This window comes from Streptomyces sp. NBC_00464 (genome assembly GCF_036013915.1).
Lineage (GTDB): Bacteria > Actinomycetota > Actinomycetes > Streptomycetales > Streptomycetaceae > Streptomyces.
The window spans coordinates 7,274,138-7,289,029 of the sequence record NZ_CP107899.1 but is presented as its reverse complement, the minus strand read 5'-3'; the positions used below and the strand labels follow the sequence as shown (position 1 = coordinate 7,289,029).

Genomic DNA, 14,892 nt, shown 5'->3' with positions numbered 1-14,892 from the left:
CCGTCGTGAACCCCGAGGCCGTGCCGCCGAGCGTAGCGCACAACTTTGGAACTCTTTGGATAACCTTGGAAATCAAAGGGATCGACGGTACAGTGCACCCATGACCGCATCGCTGGAGGAGCTCGAGGAACGCCTGTCGCGCCTGCGCGCCCTCCTGCGCGAGGCTCGACGCGCCCGCGACAACGCGGCCACCACCCGCATCCGCACCGAACTGCGCGAGGCGGAGGCCGCGTGGGAGCGAGCCCTCGACGCCGAGGAGGCAGAGGGGGCCTCGCCACCTGCCGCGGCCCCTTCCTCACCCGCCGGAACCCCGGCACCTGCCACCACCGCCGGGACCGCATCCTCGTTCCGGCTCCAGGCCCATGGGAAGCAGTCCACCCACGGCGCCGTCCCGGTCCGCGAGCAGGTGCACCAGGCGCTCACCCTGCTCGGCGCTCCCGCGTCGCCCAAGCTGATCTCATCCGTATACCAGGCCTTCTTCACCGAGCCGCTGGTCGCGACGAAACTTGCCTCCCTCCGCCGAGACGAGGAAAGGTCCTTCACCGCGCAGGGCTACGCCCGCCCCTACTACATCTGTGCCGCCCTCACCCACGACCGGCTCACACCCGCCCGCGGTCTCCTCGCCGTATCCGTCTGGCCCCTGGAGCAGCGCATCGTCGGCCCGCTGAGCCCGCGTGCCGACTTCCTTGTCCACGCCATCGGCACCGCCGAGCAGATCCTGCGACTCGACGTCGCCGGACACGCACCCTCCGGCGCGGCCCGCCAACTGCTGCGCCGTTTCGCGCTCAACATCCCCGGTGCGTACGACGACGAGGAAATCGACCCCGAACGCGTGATCTCCGCAGCACGCACGGAGGCCGCAGTGCACCAGGCGGCGGACTACTCCCTGCGTCGCACGACCGCCGACCGCGCACGCGGCCAACTCACAGAAGTACAGCAGCTCTTCGGGGCCCCGCCCCTGCACGATGCCCTGCGTGGTTCAGTCGGCTTCACCACCTGACCGACTACCGGATTCCTCCGGTGCCGCCACAGAATTCCGCGTAAGAAGAGAAGATGCCTCCGCAGCACCCCTCTGCCCCCTCTCCGGGAAGGCTCGCCGTCCTGCGCGGACCGCGACCCCCGCAGGAGTACACGGCACGCAAGATCACCGCCCTCACGGCCAACCCGGCCTGCTCCCGCCGCGCCGTACTCGACGCAGCAGGCGTGGACAAGGCGTTGCTCGCCCAACGCCTGGGCCATGAGCCGCGTTTCGGCCAGTCCCCCTTCGCGATCCGGCGCGAGCAGAGCTTCGAGGCCCTGGTCAAATGGGGCGGCTACGCGGAGCTCATCCGCCTGCTCCGGGAGCAACTCGACGTCCGCGTCGAGGAAGCCGCGGTAGCCGATCTGACCGAGGTGGGCGGCGACGCTTCGCTCGCGGTGCGGGCGGGCGAGAGTCGGCGGCTTCTGAACCGCCTGGCGGCCGGCGCCGACGAGCGGCTGATCCTGGACCGCCCCGTCCTGTCCCTGGAGGTCGCCGGTCAGACCGCCCACGTGATACCGCAAGCCCTCAGCCACCGCACCGGCGGACAGTTCTACGTGGTGGAGATCCGCTCCTTCCCGGCCATCGACGGCCAGGCGAACCCCTCGGCGGTTGCCCAGACCACGAAACAGGCCGCGGTCAGCGTCCTCGCCCTGCGGCAGACCTTCACCGAACTCGGCCTCGATCCCAAGGCGATCGCCCACAGGTTCCTTCTCATCTGCCCTAAGGACTTCTCCAACCGGCCCTACGGAAAGCTGATCGACCTCCGCCAGGAACTCGACGCCCTGCGGTTCCAGTTATCGCGTCTGCGCCGGGCCGCAGACCTGGCCCACGCCCTCTCTCCCGACGCGACGCTCGACACCGAACGACCGAAGGCCGAGATCGACGCCACGATGCGGGAGCTGGACGCCAGCTTCACCCCCGACTGCCTCTCGTTCTGCGAGATGTCCCGCTACTGCCGGGACGAGGCCACTGACTGCGCCTCCCCGGCCCGGCTGGGTGGAGTGGTACGCAACAGTCTTCCCGGCATCGACTCCACCCGGACCGCCCTCCGCCACCTCGACGGCACCAGCGCCCCGGGCCCCGCCGAGGAGGCGGTCATCATCCGGCTGCGGGCCGCCGAACGACTCCGTCGACTGCGTGGAGGTGCGACCGCGTGAGCGTCATCGCCACGGTGGCCGCCCTGCGGGCATCCACGTCGGAATACGCCGAGCGGCTGACGACCGTGCGCCACGAGCATGTGGACGACACCCCGTTCATCCTCATCCCGCTCGCCCTCGCCGGCGAGGCCTGCGCGCCACTCGCCGCTCTCGCCGGGACGGATCCCGACCACCCGGTGCTTCTGACTGTTCGCCGCCCCCACGACCGAACCGAGCGCTTCGGCTTCGTCGAGAGCCTCGCGGACCTCCTCCTGCCCTACTTCGAGGAATGCCGCGCCGCGCCGAAGGAGTCGTACACGGTCGGGCGCGGCAAGGACAAGGAGGAGCGGGAGCGGCCCCTGCGCGCACCCCAACTCCTCGTCCCGAACGCTGGGGGGATCACGTACGTCCGGCTGCTGGGCCGTCTGACTCGGTTGCGCGCGACGGATGGTCCGCATGCCCTCTCTCCGTCCGTACCCCTGCTCGGAAAGTGGCTGACCTGGTTCGCCGACCGGGCCGAGTTCCCGGATTCCGCCCTGCTCCAGGCCATGAGTAGGTCCCTCTCTGCCCACTGGGCCACCGGGCAGAGCCCCACCGAGAACGCGAACCTGGCGTCCTTGCTCGGCTGGATCGATCCCCCCGCCGGGCTCACCGGGGCCGAGACCGCCCGGGAGCGCGAAGACCCCGCGGCGTGGCCGCCCGCCGGCCCGGCGACCGACCCTGTCTTCGACCGCACGCTCGACGAACTGATCACGAAGTACGACGGCGCAACCGGAGAGCGGGCGCGGGACGCCGCCGCTCGCACCATCGACCGCGAGCTGCACGCCCAGATGCTGCCGACCTGGCAGCTGATGTGGCACGGCGTCCGCCTGTTGCGCGAGCTTCCCGCTGGGGGCCACGTCGCCGAACGGCGGGCATACGACCGGCGTCTGTTCGGCGAGTACGCGACCTATCTGGACGACGACGGGCGCCCACAGGCCCGCCGCGACCACGCGGTGGGGGCAGCCCGCCGCCTCGCCCGTATGGAGGAGGCCCAGGAGCGGTACGACGCCGAGCGCGCATATGACGATCCACTGGTGATGGCGGAGTACGAACTGACGGGCGAAGCGTTCACGGGCGTGGTCACAGCCCGGGAGGAAGAGCGCACTATCCCCGGGGCGCGGCCTGGATCCCCGCTGTGGCGCCCGACGATCACCGTGCACTGCGAAATTCCCGTGTCCATGGCGGTGGGGACGGCGATCAAGTCCCCGGCAAGACCGAGGCAGAAGGCCGAGATCCTAGACGTCGCCCCCGACGGAGCCGGGTCCGCCGCGCTGATCCAGCTGAACGGTGGCTTCGGCAACAAGCGCAAGCCGCCCGCGCCTGAGGGGACCATGGCCGACATCGGCGAGACGATCACCTTCACGTCGATCGATCCCAAGAACATGCCGTCCTCGCTCCCGGCTGAGGAGGACACCCCCTGGACCCACGGCGGTCCGCCACAGCCGTACGAACCCACCGACGAGGACGCGGAAGAGGTCTGGGAATGACAGCCACTCCGGAACCCGACAGCGGCACGTCACCCGGTGCCCGCGCCGACCGGGCGGTCGCCGACGTGCTGTCCGGCCTGGACTCGGTCACCGGACGCGGCATCGTGGTGGACTCTCCACCGGGCGCGGGAAAGTCCACGCTGGTCAAGCGCGCCACCGGCCACCTGACATCGGCCGGCCACCAGGTGATGATCGTCGCGCAGACCAACGAACAGGTCGACGACCTGGTCGACAACATCGCCCGGGAGTACCCTGCTCTTCCACTCGGGCGCCTGCACGCGAACGGCTTCCGTCTTCCCGAGCGCGTGAGCCGCCATGCGAATGTACGAGGCAGTAACGAGGCAGACGCCCTCCGCGAGCTGGCGGTCGTGGTCTCCACCGCCAAAAAGTGGTCGTACGTCAAACCTGAGAAGTGTGCTCCATGGCGCTGGGCCATTGTGGACGAGGCCTACCAGATGCGGTCGGACGCGCTGCTGGCGACGGCACCGCTGTTCTCCGAGAAGGATTCACAAGTCCTCTTCGTCGGCGATCCCGGGCAGCTTGACCCCTTCGCCACAGTGGCCACCGACCGCTGGCAGGGACTGACCTGGGACCCGCTGCGCAACGCCGTCGACGTGGCGCTGGCGCACAACTCCGACCTGCTGCGACACGAGCTCCCGGTCTCCTGGCGGCTGCCGGAGATGGCAGCCCCTCTCGTGCAGAAGGCGTTCTATCCCTTCTACTCCTTCACCTCCGGTACCAAGGCGGCTGACCGCGTCCTTACCTACGGCACCACACCTCACCGCGCAACACCGTCGGACGCCGTCCTCGCCTGCGCGGCCGGGTCGGGCTGGGGTCTGCTGGAGCTTCCGGCTCGGCATACTCTCGACGATGACCCCGAGGTGGCCGAAGCCCTGGCAGAAACGGCGGCCCGGTTGCTGGAGCGAGGGGCGCTGGTGAACGGAGAGCCGCTCACCGAGTCCCGCATCGCGATCGGCGCCGCCCGCACGATCCAGGCGGACTCGGTACGGTCGCGACTGGAGAAGCGGGGTCTCACGGGCATCACCGTGGACACCGCCAACCGACTCCAGGGCCGCGAGTTCGACGTCACACTGGTCTGGCACCCGCTCTCCGGCCGTCAGGATGCCTCCGCCTTCCATCTGGAGACCGGTCGCCTGTGCGTCCTGCTCTCCCGCCACCGCTTCGCCTGCATCATCGTGGCCCGCGCCGGCATCACCGACCTCCTCGACCGGCATCCCCGCAGCAGCCCGGTCTATCTCGACGTACCACCGAAGTTCCCGGACGGGTGGCGGGCGCACCAAGTCGTCATGGACTACCTGGAGAACCAAGCTCGTCCATAGCTGTAGGCCGCTCTTCAGCTCGCCCTGTACGTAGGGCGCAGCGCACATCCGACGCACCCCAGTGGGCCTTGCTAGCTGTCTACGCTGTGAAGGTCAGCGGAACCTCCGAGGGCGCTCCCAAGCTGCCAGCACCGCCTTGTGCGAATTCGGCTGCAGGTGCCAGCTCAAACCGGGGACGTCTCTATCCGTATTGATCTCGCTGCGTCCGTCTCAGTCCGGGTTGATCGACTCCGGTTAGGCGATCGCCACACGCGCGCGAGCTCCGGCGGGCGCCGACTCGTGTCACCCTCAGCCGAAGTCGATGAGAGCGATGGCAGTGATCCATTCCTTGTGCGAGGCCTGGTCGAGCTGTGGGCCGCTGATCGCTGACTGCAAGCCCGGGAAGTCAGGTTAGGGAGCCAGTGGTCATCAACTCGGTCATCGCGTCGTCGGCCCTGCGGAGCACAATCCGGCCGTCGCCGACGCTGTACGCGACGATGCGGGCTCCGGGGATCAGGCCGGCTTCGACGAGGACTCCCATGGGGAGCTCGAGTCGGCCGTCTTCGCCGATCTTCAGTTCAGTCGGTTCGCGCAGCATGGCGGCAGTCTTCCACAGAGCTCGGAGCGCGGGTGTTGCCTGCTTTAGAGCCCCGCGGGTTCGAGCCGAATCGGACACACTTGGGAGCTAATGAACAAACTGCCTCCTGAGCCAGTCACTGGCGGATGGTCTCCACCGGACGGATCCTGGGCATCTTCTGCTGCGAATCGCCGCAGCATGCTTGGGAACCGGAACCGGGACACCTCCCCGGAGCGTGCGCTCCGCTCCCTCGTCCATGCGGCTGGCCTCCGCTACCGGGTTGCCGCCAAGCCGCTCCCTAAGATGCGCCGTACAGCGGATCTCGTTTTCCGTCCGACCCGCGTCGCGGTCTTCGTCGACGGCTGCTTCTGGCACGGATGCCCGGAGCACTTCGTGCCGCCGAAGACAAATCCCGACTACTGGCGGGAGAAGATCGGGAAGAACGTGCAGCGCGACAGGGATACGGATGCGCGTCTCGAGGAAGCAGGGTGGCTCGTCCTCCGGTTCTGGGAACACGATGCGGCTGAGGCGAGCTCCGCGATCGTCTGCGCTGCGGTCCGATCACGCCGGGGCGCGGCGGCACTGGGGGCCGAGCCGGAGGAGTAGCACCGAGCCCGGTAACCAGCATGCGGATTTGGCAGCCCGGGTGTGGGCCCTGTCCACCTCGTCTACCGTATTGACCAGCGCAGTTGGACTGCGCTAGCCCAGGTCGAACGCGGCCTGATCAGGAGCAGCAGGGGTGGGGGCACCAGCGTATGGCAGTCGAACGTACCAACCGTGATATCAAGACGCTCATCGGCCAGATCGCTGACGGGGAGATCATGCTCCCGGAGATCCAGCGGGGCTACGTCTGGCGAGCCTCGCAGGTCGCGAAGCTCGTGGAGTCGATGTACCTCGGATATCCGGCGGGAACACTCCTGTTGTGGAAGACGGACGAGGGAGCCGAGACCCGTACCGCGGCAATCGGATCCGGGCAAGGACTTCCCAGCGTCATGCCGCTTTACCTGCTCGACGGGCAGCAACGGCTCACCTCCCTATACCGCGTCTTCAACGATCACGCCACGGCGCAGATCGTTTTCAACATCGAGACGGAGGCGTTCCAGAACCAGAGCAACGCCACGCTCAGGAGCCCGAAATGGATCAAGGTCTATGACGTCGTCGGTCCCGACGCTGACCCGTTTGCGCTCCAAATGCAGCTCCGCTCAGCTGGACTGTCCATCGACGGTTCTGAGATCGGACGCCGCCTAAAGGCGCTCGAATCGATCTCGCAACGCGACTTCCACATGGAGGTCCTCCACGGCTTCAGCTACGAGGAGGTCACTCAGATCTTCGTCCGTGTCAACAGCGGCGGCCGCCCGCTGAAGACAACCGATCTGGCGATGGCAACTCTCTCGGCCCGCTCGCCGGGATTCCTGGGAGAACTCGAGAAGGAGTCGGCCCGGTGGGCGGAGCTCGGCTACCGAGCAGTCGACGCCAACTTCCTCATCAAGGCGATCACGCTCAGCCTGTCAATCTCAGGCAAGCGCACCTCGTCTGTCTCCAGGCTGACTACAGCCAGTCCAGCATCCGTCGCGGAGGGCTGGGGACAAGTCCGCCGAGGACTCGAGCGCGTCGTTCCGCTGCTCCGTGAGCAGTTGCTCGTGCCGACAACGGCACTCACCTCGTCCGTCACGCCCCTGCACCCGCTGATCGTCTTCTACGGCCGACTGGCTGCCGGTGCATTTGTCGACCCAGAGGTGGAGAAGGGCCTGCTCTACTGGTTCCTGGCCGCAAGCGGGAGCAACCGCTACGCCGGGGCAACCGACAGCGCCCTCACTCAAGACGTCAACGCCCTCGACTCTGACGAGCCGGTGCGTGCACTCCTTGCCAACCTGCGCTTGGACGAGAAGGGTTTCAGCGTGACCGCCCGCGATCTTTCGGGGCGCAACATCCAAAGCCCGTACATCATGCTGTCCTACCTGGCAGCTGCCCATTCCGGCGCAGAGGACTGGTGGGCCGGCGGACCGATCTCGATCACTGCCGAGGGGACCGACAAGCTGCAGTACAGCACCCTGCATCCGGCGGCGCAGCTGCGGAGCCACGCGAACAAGTACACGTCCGCGGAGATTAACGAGTTGGCAAACATCGTCTTCGTCTCGCCCCAAACGGCCAAGAACATGATCGGCAACCGCTCTCCCGCCGAATACATCAGGGAAGTGCAGGCCGAAGACCTGGCGGCTCACGCTGTTCCGACGGACCCGAAGGTTCTGGAAGCCGACGGGTTCCGGGACTTCCTCGTTGCCCGCCGAGCGCTTCTCGCAGAGAGGATCTCCGCACTCCTCGAGCGCTTCCGCCCTGCCTTCATCGATAAGGGCGTCGCCAGCGACCTGCGGACAGAGAAGACCCCCCGGCGGTCCCTCATGCTTACAGGATTCGCAGCGGGGAGTCGCACCCTGCTGCTCGCGGAGGCGCAGGCAGGGACGCAGCACTGGGTCGGCAGGATCGACACCGCTGAGCTGGACGCCGCTCTCGACGCAGCGGCCAGTGGCCTCGACAGCGATGTCACCGTAGCGGGCGAGACAGCGCCGCTTAGGGGCGATGAGGACGGCGTGACCCTGCCAGTCGGTCCCTTCAAACTCCGAGGCACCGTGGATCATTGGCGATTGGCTCTGAAAGACGCCTTCTCGGACGCGTTGCCTGCGGCTGACTGCCCCGAGGCGGAGTCGCCGGCATGGATCGGGGAAACCGAAGAGTTCCTTTTGACCGACATCGGCGTCCAAAGGGCCTAGGAACCCGTGGCTGAAGGGGGATTATTGTCAGCAGCACTCCCCCTTCAGCCGCCTACGTTCCGCTCAACAGCAACCCAGCCGCCCCCGGTCGGAGCAGAGGTGCCAGCTGTGGGATGCCCGGGACAACCGCGTCCGGCGAGACGTCCAAACGGCATGCTTCCCATCGCCCGAAGGGCCCTCGGTCCTGCGGAACCTGGGCCCTGATCCACTCGGCAGCAACGGACGCGACCGCAGCGATCTCATGGTCCTGCGTGAGCTGTACGGTCACGAGCTGCCATGCCGGGTCGCGGCGCATGGTCTCGTACTCGTGCCGGGACAGGTAGAAGGCCAGCCTTCCGCGCCGCACCGTGCTCTTCGCCTCGATGTGCAGCGGGTGCCGCCTCGCGTGGACGGCGATGTCATACCCGAAGCCGTCGGAGTACGCCGCAACGTGTTCGACGCGGGCGTCGGTGGCCTCGGTGAGGAGCGAGACGAGGGCTAGTTCGCCGGCGCTGCCGATGAGGGCCCGCGCCTCCGTATCGACCTTGCCCCAGACTGCACTGACCTGCTCGTACGCCTCGTTCTTAGAGATGTCCAAGGCATCTGCGGCCCGCAGGGCGTCCTCCGGGAGCTCGTCCGGGCCACGCACGAGGATGTCGGCGTCCTGGAGCCAGGGCGCGCCACTGGAGGCCAGGGCGGCACGGAAGACACGCTCGCCCGCTGCGGCACTGCTGTCCGGGTCTCCAAGCAGGCTGTTCTCGCCGAGCCATGTGTAGGCCGCTTCGTACTGCGTGGGGGTGAGGTCGCTGTAGTCGGCGTGATTGGTGAACAGTGCGCGGCACCGTGCTGGGCTGGACGCCGGAAGCCGTTCCAGCCACCGCAGGGCGGCGCGCAGGACTGGGCTAGGCGGGACGGGCACGGAGGTGGCCCATCAGCGCTTGGAGGTCCTTCTGGTCGAGGCCGCCGCCGACGGCCGGCTCCTCGTCGAGGTCGGCGAGCTCTTGGACCGCGGGGTCGTCGAGGATGCGCCCCATGAAGAGCAGCTTGTCGCTCAGCCGCTGCTCGACGATCTCGTCGATGCTCCCTTCGGAGGCGAGCACGGTGATGCGGGTCTCTGCTTCGGGCGCGAGTCCGAGGCGGTGGATCCGGTCGAGGCTCTGCAGGAACCGCCCGGCCGCGAAGTCGCGGTCGACGTAGACCGCGTCGTGGCAGTCGTGGTGCAGGCTGATGCCCTCGCCGAGCGTGGCCGGGTTCGACAGCAGCACCATGCAGTCGGGGTCTTTCCGGAAGCGCTCGATCTCGGCTTCGCGGTCTTCTGTCCCTCCGTGGACCATGGCCGGCCGGAACTCCCTGAGGACTCTCTCGAGGGTGTTCAGGCTGCGGATGAACGTGGACCACACCAGGGTCTTGCGGCCCTGGGCCGCGTTCTTCGCAACGATGGCCAGGACCTCGCGGTACTTCGGGGACATCTCGTAGCTGGGGAGGTCCCGCATGAGGTCGAAGAGCGGGCTGCCCTCGGGCACGGCCAGGGGCGGGACCTGGTAGTTCAGCGGTTCGTAGCGGGTTGTGCCGACAGCGAGCAGGGCGGGGCTGGTGGCCGCCATCAGCATGTAGACGATGATCTTGCCGAGGGCCTGGAAGTCGCCTTCCGATCCGGCGGCCCGGGCTGAGAACCGGCCGATGAGGGCTGCGTACACCTCCTGGTGCAGAGGGGGCATCGGAAGGGTGCGGAGGGTCGTCGTCACCGGGGGCAGCCCCAGTTCGTGCTTGGTCGTGCGGGTGAACAGCGGGCGCAGCACCTGGCTGGCCTTGGCGAGGTCGCCGCCAGCCACGGCCTGCGTCACCTTCTGGCGCCCGTACCCGGGCCACACGAAGCCGAAGAGGTTCTCGATGTCCTTGACCCCGTTGGGAGCCGGGGTACCGGTCAGGATCAACCGGTGGCGGGCCCGCGGGCCGAGGGCGAGGCAGGCTGCCCCGTACTTCCCCTCGGCGCCGAGCTTCATCCGGTGCGCCTCGTCGAGGAGGAGCATGGAGGGACGGGCGCTCAGCCACTGGCCGAACTCCTCGACGGACTGGCTGAGGCGCTCGTAGTTCACGATGATCACATCGGCTGCCGGATCGGCCTCCCGGGACAGCACCTCCATGCGCAGCGGCTCGCTGAGGCACAGCGCGTTCTCGTACTGCCACGACTCGTAGCAGGACTTCGGACCGACGATCAGCAGGCGCTCGACGCCCTTGGTCGTGCGCAGCGCCTGGAACACAGCGAGACCGACGCGCGTCTTGCCTGCCCCCGGAACGGAGAAGTTGGCCCCGTGGCGCAGCGAGAGGAGCTTGGCGATGTCACGGCGCTGGAAGGAGGTGAGGCCGGCAATCCACCCAGGGCCGAGCAGGCCGGCAACCTCGTCCTCCTGCACCTCCCTGGCTCCTCCGGCCGCCGGGTCGAGGCGGTCGGACACCGTCTGGGCATCTGCTGCGGAGTCCGTCGCAAGCGCGGCCAGTTGCGGGTCCCAGGCGACGCTGGACTGCGCAGGCCATGCCGCAAGCGCCACGAGGTTCGTCAGGAGGTCGTCGAGGTCGACTTCCATGCTCGCGGGAGAGCGCTGCACGCTGCTGCGGAAGCGCAGGGCAAGACGGCGCAGGTCTGCCTCGCACCCGGCGCCGGCCCTCAAGCGAGCCGTCGCCACGCTGTCGCCGAAGCCGATCTCGAGGCTCGCCGCGGAGGCGGGCAGTCCCATCAGCTCTCCCGGGTGGCGTTGAGCAGCCACTCGACGCCGTCACCCGGCGAGCTGAACGTGCGGCCCGCCTGCTTGGCCAGGCGCGCGAGGCTCGCCCGGAGGGTGAGCAGAGCGTCGTCGAACGAGTCCTCGTCGAGGGCGCGCTTCGCCTTCGCCTCGGCGAACTCCGCCGCGCACTGGTTCACGTAGTCGGCGGCGTCCGTCAGGCGCTCGGGCACCGCGATCTTCCGCTTCTGCAGTTGCGCGTTCTGGCCGGCCATCTTCACAGCGACGTCGAACGTGCCGCGGGCTGACTTGATCTTCGCAGCGGCCTGTGTCACTTCCGAGGGGGTGAGCTTGTCGCCGGCGAGGGTCGCAGCCTTGGCCCTCAGCAGGTCGTCGGTGAGGGCCCGCGTCGCCTTCACCACCGCCGTGCCGTCCTGGACCGCGACGCCCGGCAGGCCGGGGATGGACACCGCGGCGGACTCCTGCACGGCAGGCCGGAGGTCGTCCGGCAGCCGCTCGTCGAGGAAGCGACTGTGGAAGTCGGCTTCAGCGAGGCGGACCGAAGTCTTTGGATAGTTCAGGACGACCATCGCAAGCCGGGACTCCTTCAGCTGCTCGGCTGCGTCCGGGTCCGTCTTCGCGAGCTTGGTGTAGTCGCGCTGCAGTTCGCGGAGCTTCTCCTGGTGGTCCTCGAAGTCGACCAGTCGCAGCCCGACGCCACTGGCGGGGTCCTTGCTGCGGTCGATGGCGTCGTTGACCAGCTGGTAGACCCACCGGTCCTGGCGGAGCGTCGTGGTCTTGATGTTGAAGTCCCGAGCCACGTCCTCCGGCCGCCGCCCGTTGGCCAGCTCCTCCTCGATCGCGATCAGGCGGTTGATGTAGGAGTACTCGCGCCGCTTGTCCTTCCGCAGCTGGAGGGCGAGCTCGACGTTGTTGATATCCCGCCGCGACGTGTCCGCAGGCAGGACCCCCACGCGGATGTCCTTGACCCCGATCTTGCGGAGGGCCGCGCAGCGGGTGTTCCCGTCGACGAGGATGCCGTTGGGACTGATGATGCCGGGCTCCTTCTGCCCGAAGTCGTCCAGCTCGTCCTGCAGCGCAGTGAAGTCGGGGTCCGTCTGCGTCGGATTCGCAGGGTTCCGGCTGAGGAGGAGGGCGAGGTAGTCCTGCGCAGGCTCACTCCAGGGCTCCTCTTCGAGCACCCGGTTCTGCTCGGGGTCCAGCGTGCGCTGCGCGCGGATGCGGTGGGTGTCGGGGTTGAAGTAGAGGAGGTCCACCGGCATGGAGATCACGCTCAGGTGCTTCTGCTCACCGCGCCACTCCACGGTGACCTTGGCGCTGTCCTCGGCCATGGCCTGCTTCAGCCGCTCCTCGACCATGGACCGGATCCGCTCGCCCTCGGGCGGAACACCGAACTTCACAGCCATAGCCAGACCTCTCCTAGGTGGGTAAGCAGCCGTACACGCTCGTCAGGAATAATGGCAGGAGCCACTGACAACGGGCTGGTGATCACCCAGACTTGCACGTCTGACGACTTGAGAAACGGAGCAGACGTGACCCTCCCCGCCTGGAACGACCCGTCCTTCAAGGGTGGAACCATGATCAGGGGCGCGCTGTGGCTCGTCCAGGAGATCGGTGAGGGCAACACCTTCACCAAGGAGCAGCTCCGCAGCGCGTTCCCCGGCGTCTCGCAGGCGGACCGTCGACTCCGCGACCTCCGGTCCTACGGGTGGGTCATCCACACGAACACCGAAGACGCCAGGCTCATGGCCGAGGACCAGCGGTTCGTGGAGGCCGGGGTCGCAGTGTGGGACCCGGCCGCCCGCCGAGCAGCTGCACCCGAGAAGACGATCACGGCCAAGCAGGCCCAGGCCGTACTTGCCCGCGACGGCTACATGTGCACGGTGTGCGGTATCGGCAGCGCAGAGCCTTATCTGGATGACTCAAACCAGACGGCCGTGCTTTCGGTCACCCGGCGTACCTCTGTTCTGCTCGACGGCCGCGAGGAGGATCTCCTGGTCACGGAGTGCAAGCGTTGCCGTGCTGGCGGCGGCGGTCAGGCGACACGCGCCGATGAAGCCCTCACGGAGATCAAGAACCTGGACCCGGCAGATCAGCGGCGGCTGGCCCGATGGGCCGAGCGGGGGCGCCGAGGCTCGACAGCGCTCGAGCGGGCCTGGAACGCCTACCGCCGCCTCCCTGCAGCGGCGCAAGAGGAAGTTCTCAAGGCGCTGGACTCCTGACCAGCATTGAAGACGCCCTCCGCGTCGAATGATCATGATGGAAGCTGTCACTGGCGCCGCGTAGACTCCCCACTCTTGTCCGGTTTAGAGAGGCTGATAGGCGCCCGTCGGCCGCCACCTGCGACTATGGTGCTGGCGCGGAGCCTGTGCTGCCGGATGCCTATGTGTTCACTTGGGTGGTTGCGGAAGCACCGCCGCTTCTGCGCTGGAGATCCTGGCGTGCCTGGAGGGAGATCGCTATGTCGGCCGTCGAGCCTGAGAAGCCGCTTAAGGTCATTGAGATCTGCGCTGGCGCGGGCGGCCAGACCCTCGGGCTGGAGCGGGCGGGTTTCCGCCACCGCCTCGCCATCGAGCTCGACGACAAGGCTGCTGAGACTCTGCGCCGCAACCTTGTGGAGTTCCTCGGGTATAGCGAGGAAGAAGCGCGCGACTCCGTAAAGGTTGGCGACGTCGCGGACCCTGCTGTCTGGAACCCGGTTGTCGATGCGGAGGACCTCGACCTCCTCGCCGGCGGAGTGCCCTGCCCCCCCTTCAGCATCGCCGGCAAGCAGCTGGGCTCAAGCGATGAGCGCGATCTCTTCGCCTGGGCCGTCGAGCTATGCGGCAAGGTGCGTCCCAAGGCCCTGCTGCTGGAGAACGTGCGCGGCCTCAGCGCCAACCGCTTCGCTGGCTACCGCCAGCACGTCCTCGACCGGCTCAAGGATTCCGGTTACATCGCAGAGTGGCAGCTCCTCCAGGCGGACGACTTCGGCGTCTCCCAGTTGCGTCCGCGCTTCGTGCTGGTTGCGCTCCAGGAGGAGTTCGCCCCCTACTTCGTGTGGCCGGAGCGCAAGCCCGGGAGCGCCAAATCCGTTGGCGAGCTCCTGGTAGACCTCATGGCGAAGAACGGCTGGTCGGGCGCCCACGAATGGGCTGAAAATGCCTCCGGTATCGCGCCCACCATTGTCGGCGGGTCGAAGAAGCACGGAGGCGCCGACCTCGGCCCGACGCGTGCTAAGCGAGCGTGGGCGCAAAAGGGCGTCGACGCGATGGGCGTGGCCGACCAGGCGCCCTCGGCAGACGGTCCCCCTGTCATCGAGGGCAGCCCGCGTCCGAAGCTGACCACGGCAATGGTTGCCCGCATCCAGGGCTGGCAGGACGCGGACAGCGAGGTGAACGCCGACGAGGACGACTTCCGCTGGCGGTTCCATGGCCGGAAGACCAGCGTGTACCGACAGATCGGCAACGCGTTCCCCCCGCCCGTCGCCAAGGCGCTCGGCGACTCGATCAGGAACGCGCTGAACAAGGTCGGCGAGCCCCACGACCTAGTCGAGACCGCAGATGTCGTCACTGACCCTGTTTACAAGCTGCTGCGCAGCAGCACGCGGGCACTCTCAGTCGACCAGATCATCGCCAAGCTCGCGGCGGCGGGCACGGCCATGGACCAGCCGACGGTGGAGCGGCACCTCAACCACCTCAAGCACGACTTCGAGATGACGACGGTGACGCGCTCCAACGGAGCCGCCGCGTACAGCATCGGCGAGTTCAAGGCCTTCGTCGGCCAAGACGACCACCAGCGCCACGATCTCTTCACCCAGCACCGCTCCAAGATCAGCTGACT

Annotated in this window: 12 protein-coding genes; 8 read left to right on the top strand and 4 right to left on the bottom strand. The window is 67.8% G+C overall.

Annotated elements, in window-relative coordinates:
* Nucleotides 1-100: 100 nt before the first annotated feature.
* The 4 genes from OG912_RS33000 to OG912_RS32985 are packed head-to-tail and all read left to right on the top strand — an operon-like array spanning nucleotide 101 to nucleotide 5,026.
* Entirely contained in the window at nucleotides 101-1,000 is a 900-nt protein-coding gene (locus OG912_RS33000; protein WP_327170609.1) for a hypothetical protein, read from the top strand.
* Nucleotides 1,001-1,053: 53 nt separating this feature from the next.
* Nucleotides 1,054-2,178: a hypothetical protein gene (locus tag OG912_RS32995; protein ID WP_327170610.1), complete on the top strand. Its 1,125-nt coding sequence runs from the start codon at nucleotides 1,054-1,056 to the stop codon at nucleotides 2,176-2,178.
* Nucleotides 2,175-3,686, top strand: coding sequence for a hypothetical protein (locus OG912_RS32990; protein ID WP_327712477.1), 1,512 nt, complete (start codon nucleotides 2,175-2,177; stop codon nucleotides 3,684-3,686). Before OG912_RS32995 ends, OG912_RS32990 begins: the two co-directional genes overlap by 4 nt.
* Nucleotides 3,683-5,026 carry an AAA family ATPase gene (locus OG912_RS32985; protein WP_327712475.1) on the top strand — a complete coding sequence of 448 codons (1,344 nt, stop codon included), beginning with the start codon at nucleotides 3,683-3,685 and terminating at the stop codon, nucleotides 5,024-5,026. Before OG912_RS32990 ends, OG912_RS32985 begins: the two co-directional genes overlap by 4 nt.
* A gap of 385 nt (nucleotides 5,027-5,411) precedes the next feature.
* On the opposite strand, the gene OG912_RS32980 is transcribed toward OG912_RS32985, so the two are convergent.
* Nucleotides 5,412-5,603, bottom strand: a complete 192-nt coding sequence (locus OG912_RS32980; RefSeq protein ID WP_327170613.1) for a hypothetical protein — start codon at nucleotides 5,601-5,603, stop codon at nucleotides 5,412-5,414.
* A gap of 90 nt (nucleotides 5,604-5,693) precedes the next feature.
* Here OG912_RS32980 and OG912_RS32975 point away from each other — a divergent pair, with 90 nt between their 5' ends.
* Nucleotides 5,694-6,188 (top strand): very short patch repair endonuclease, encoded by a 495-nt coding sequence (locus OG912_RS32975; protein ID WP_327170614.1) that lies wholly within the window; start codon nucleotides 5,694-5,696, stop codon nucleotides 6,186-6,188.
* Nucleotides 6,189-6,337: 149 nt separating this feature from the next.
* Entirely contained in the window at nucleotides 6,338-8,350 is a 2,013-nt protein-coding gene (locus OG912_RS32970; RefSeq protein WP_327170615.1) for a GmrSD restriction endonuclease domain-containing protein, read from the top strand.
* A gap of 52 nt (nucleotides 8,351-8,402) precedes the next feature.
* On the opposite strand, the gene OG912_RS32965 is transcribed toward OG912_RS32970, so the two are convergent.
* Genes OG912_RS32965 through OG912_RS32955 form a run of 3 tightly spaced genes read right to left on the bottom strand, consistent with a single transcriptional unit; the run spans nucleotide 8,403 to nucleotide 12,476 of the window.
* Nucleotides 8,403-9,248: a protein NO VEIN domain-containing protein gene (locus tag OG912_RS32965; protein ID WP_327170616.1), complete on the bottom strand. Its 846-nt coding sequence runs from the start codon at nucleotides 9,246-9,248 to the stop codon at nucleotides 8,403-8,405.
* Nucleotides 9,232-11,064 (bottom strand): DEAD/DEAH box helicase, encoded by a 1,833-nt coding sequence (locus OG912_RS32960; protein ID WP_327170617.1) that lies wholly within the window; start codon nucleotides 11,062-11,064, stop codon nucleotides 9,232-9,234. The genes OG912_RS32965 and OG912_RS32960 overlap by 17 nt, the downstream gene beginning before the upstream one ends.
* The gene (locus OG912_RS32955; RefSeq protein WP_327170618.1) at nucleotides 11,064-12,476 is read right to left on the bottom strand and encodes a ParB/RepB/Spo0J family partition protein; all 1,413 of its coding nucleotides are present in this window, start codon (nucleotides 12,474-12,476) and stop codon (nucleotides 11,064-11,066) included. The genes OG912_RS32960 and OG912_RS32955 overlap by 1 nt, the downstream gene beginning before the upstream one ends.
* A gap of 126 nt (nucleotides 12,477-12,602) precedes the next feature.
* Between OG912_RS32955 and OG912_RS32950 the strand changes: the two genes are divergently transcribed.
* Nucleotides 12,603-13,292, top strand: a complete 690-nt coding sequence (locus OG912_RS32950; RefSeq protein WP_327712474.1) for a hypothetical protein — start codon at nucleotides 12,603-12,605, stop codon at nucleotides 13,290-13,292.
* Between the two features lie 239 nt (nucleotides 13,293-13,531).
* A complete protein-coding gene (locus OG912_RS32945; protein WP_327170620.1) occupies nucleotides 13,532-14,890 on the top strand; it encodes a DNA cytosine methyltransferase in 1,359 nt (452 codons plus the stop codon).
* Nucleotides 14,891-14,892: the final 2 nt, after the last annotated feature.

Bases quoted from the DNA above. Each gene is read 5' to 3' on its own strand.
- OG912_RS32955 (WP_327170618.1), bottom strand. From the start codon at position 12,476: ATGGCTGTGAAGTTCGGTGTTCCGCCCGAGGGCGAGCGGATCCGGTCC.
- OG912_RS32960 (WP_327170617.1), bottom strand. From the start codon at position 11,064: ATGGGACTGCCCGCCTCCGCGGCGAGCCTCGAGATCGGCTTCGGCGAC.
- OG912_RS32995 (WP_327170610.1), top strand. From the start codon at position 1,054: ATGCCTCCGCAGCACCCCTCTGCCCCCTCTCCGGGAAGGCTCGCCGTC.
- OG912_RS32975 (WP_327170614.1), top strand. From the start codon at position 5,694: ATGAACAAACTGCCTCCTGAGCCAGTCACTGGCGGATGGTCTCCACCG.
- OG912_RS32980 (WP_327170613.1), bottom strand. From the start codon at position 5,603: ATGCTGCGCGAACCGACTGAACTGAAGATCGGCGAAGACGGCCGACTC.
- OG912_RS32945 (WP_327170620.1), top strand. From the start codon at position 13,532: ATGTCGGCCGTCGAGCCTGAGAAGCCGCTTAAGGTCATTGAGATCTGC.
- OG912_RS32970 (WP_327170615.1), top strand. From the start codon at position 6,338: ATGGCAGTCGAACGTACCAACCGTGATATCAAGACGCTCATCGGCCAG.
- OG912_RS32985 (WP_327712475.1), top strand. From the start codon at position 3,683: ATGACAGCCACTCCGGAACCCGACAGCGGCACGTCACCCGGTGCCCGC.
- OG912_RS33000 (WP_327170609.1), top strand. From the start codon at position 101: ATGACCGCATCGCTGGAGGAGCTCGAGGAACGCCTGTCGCGCCTGCGC.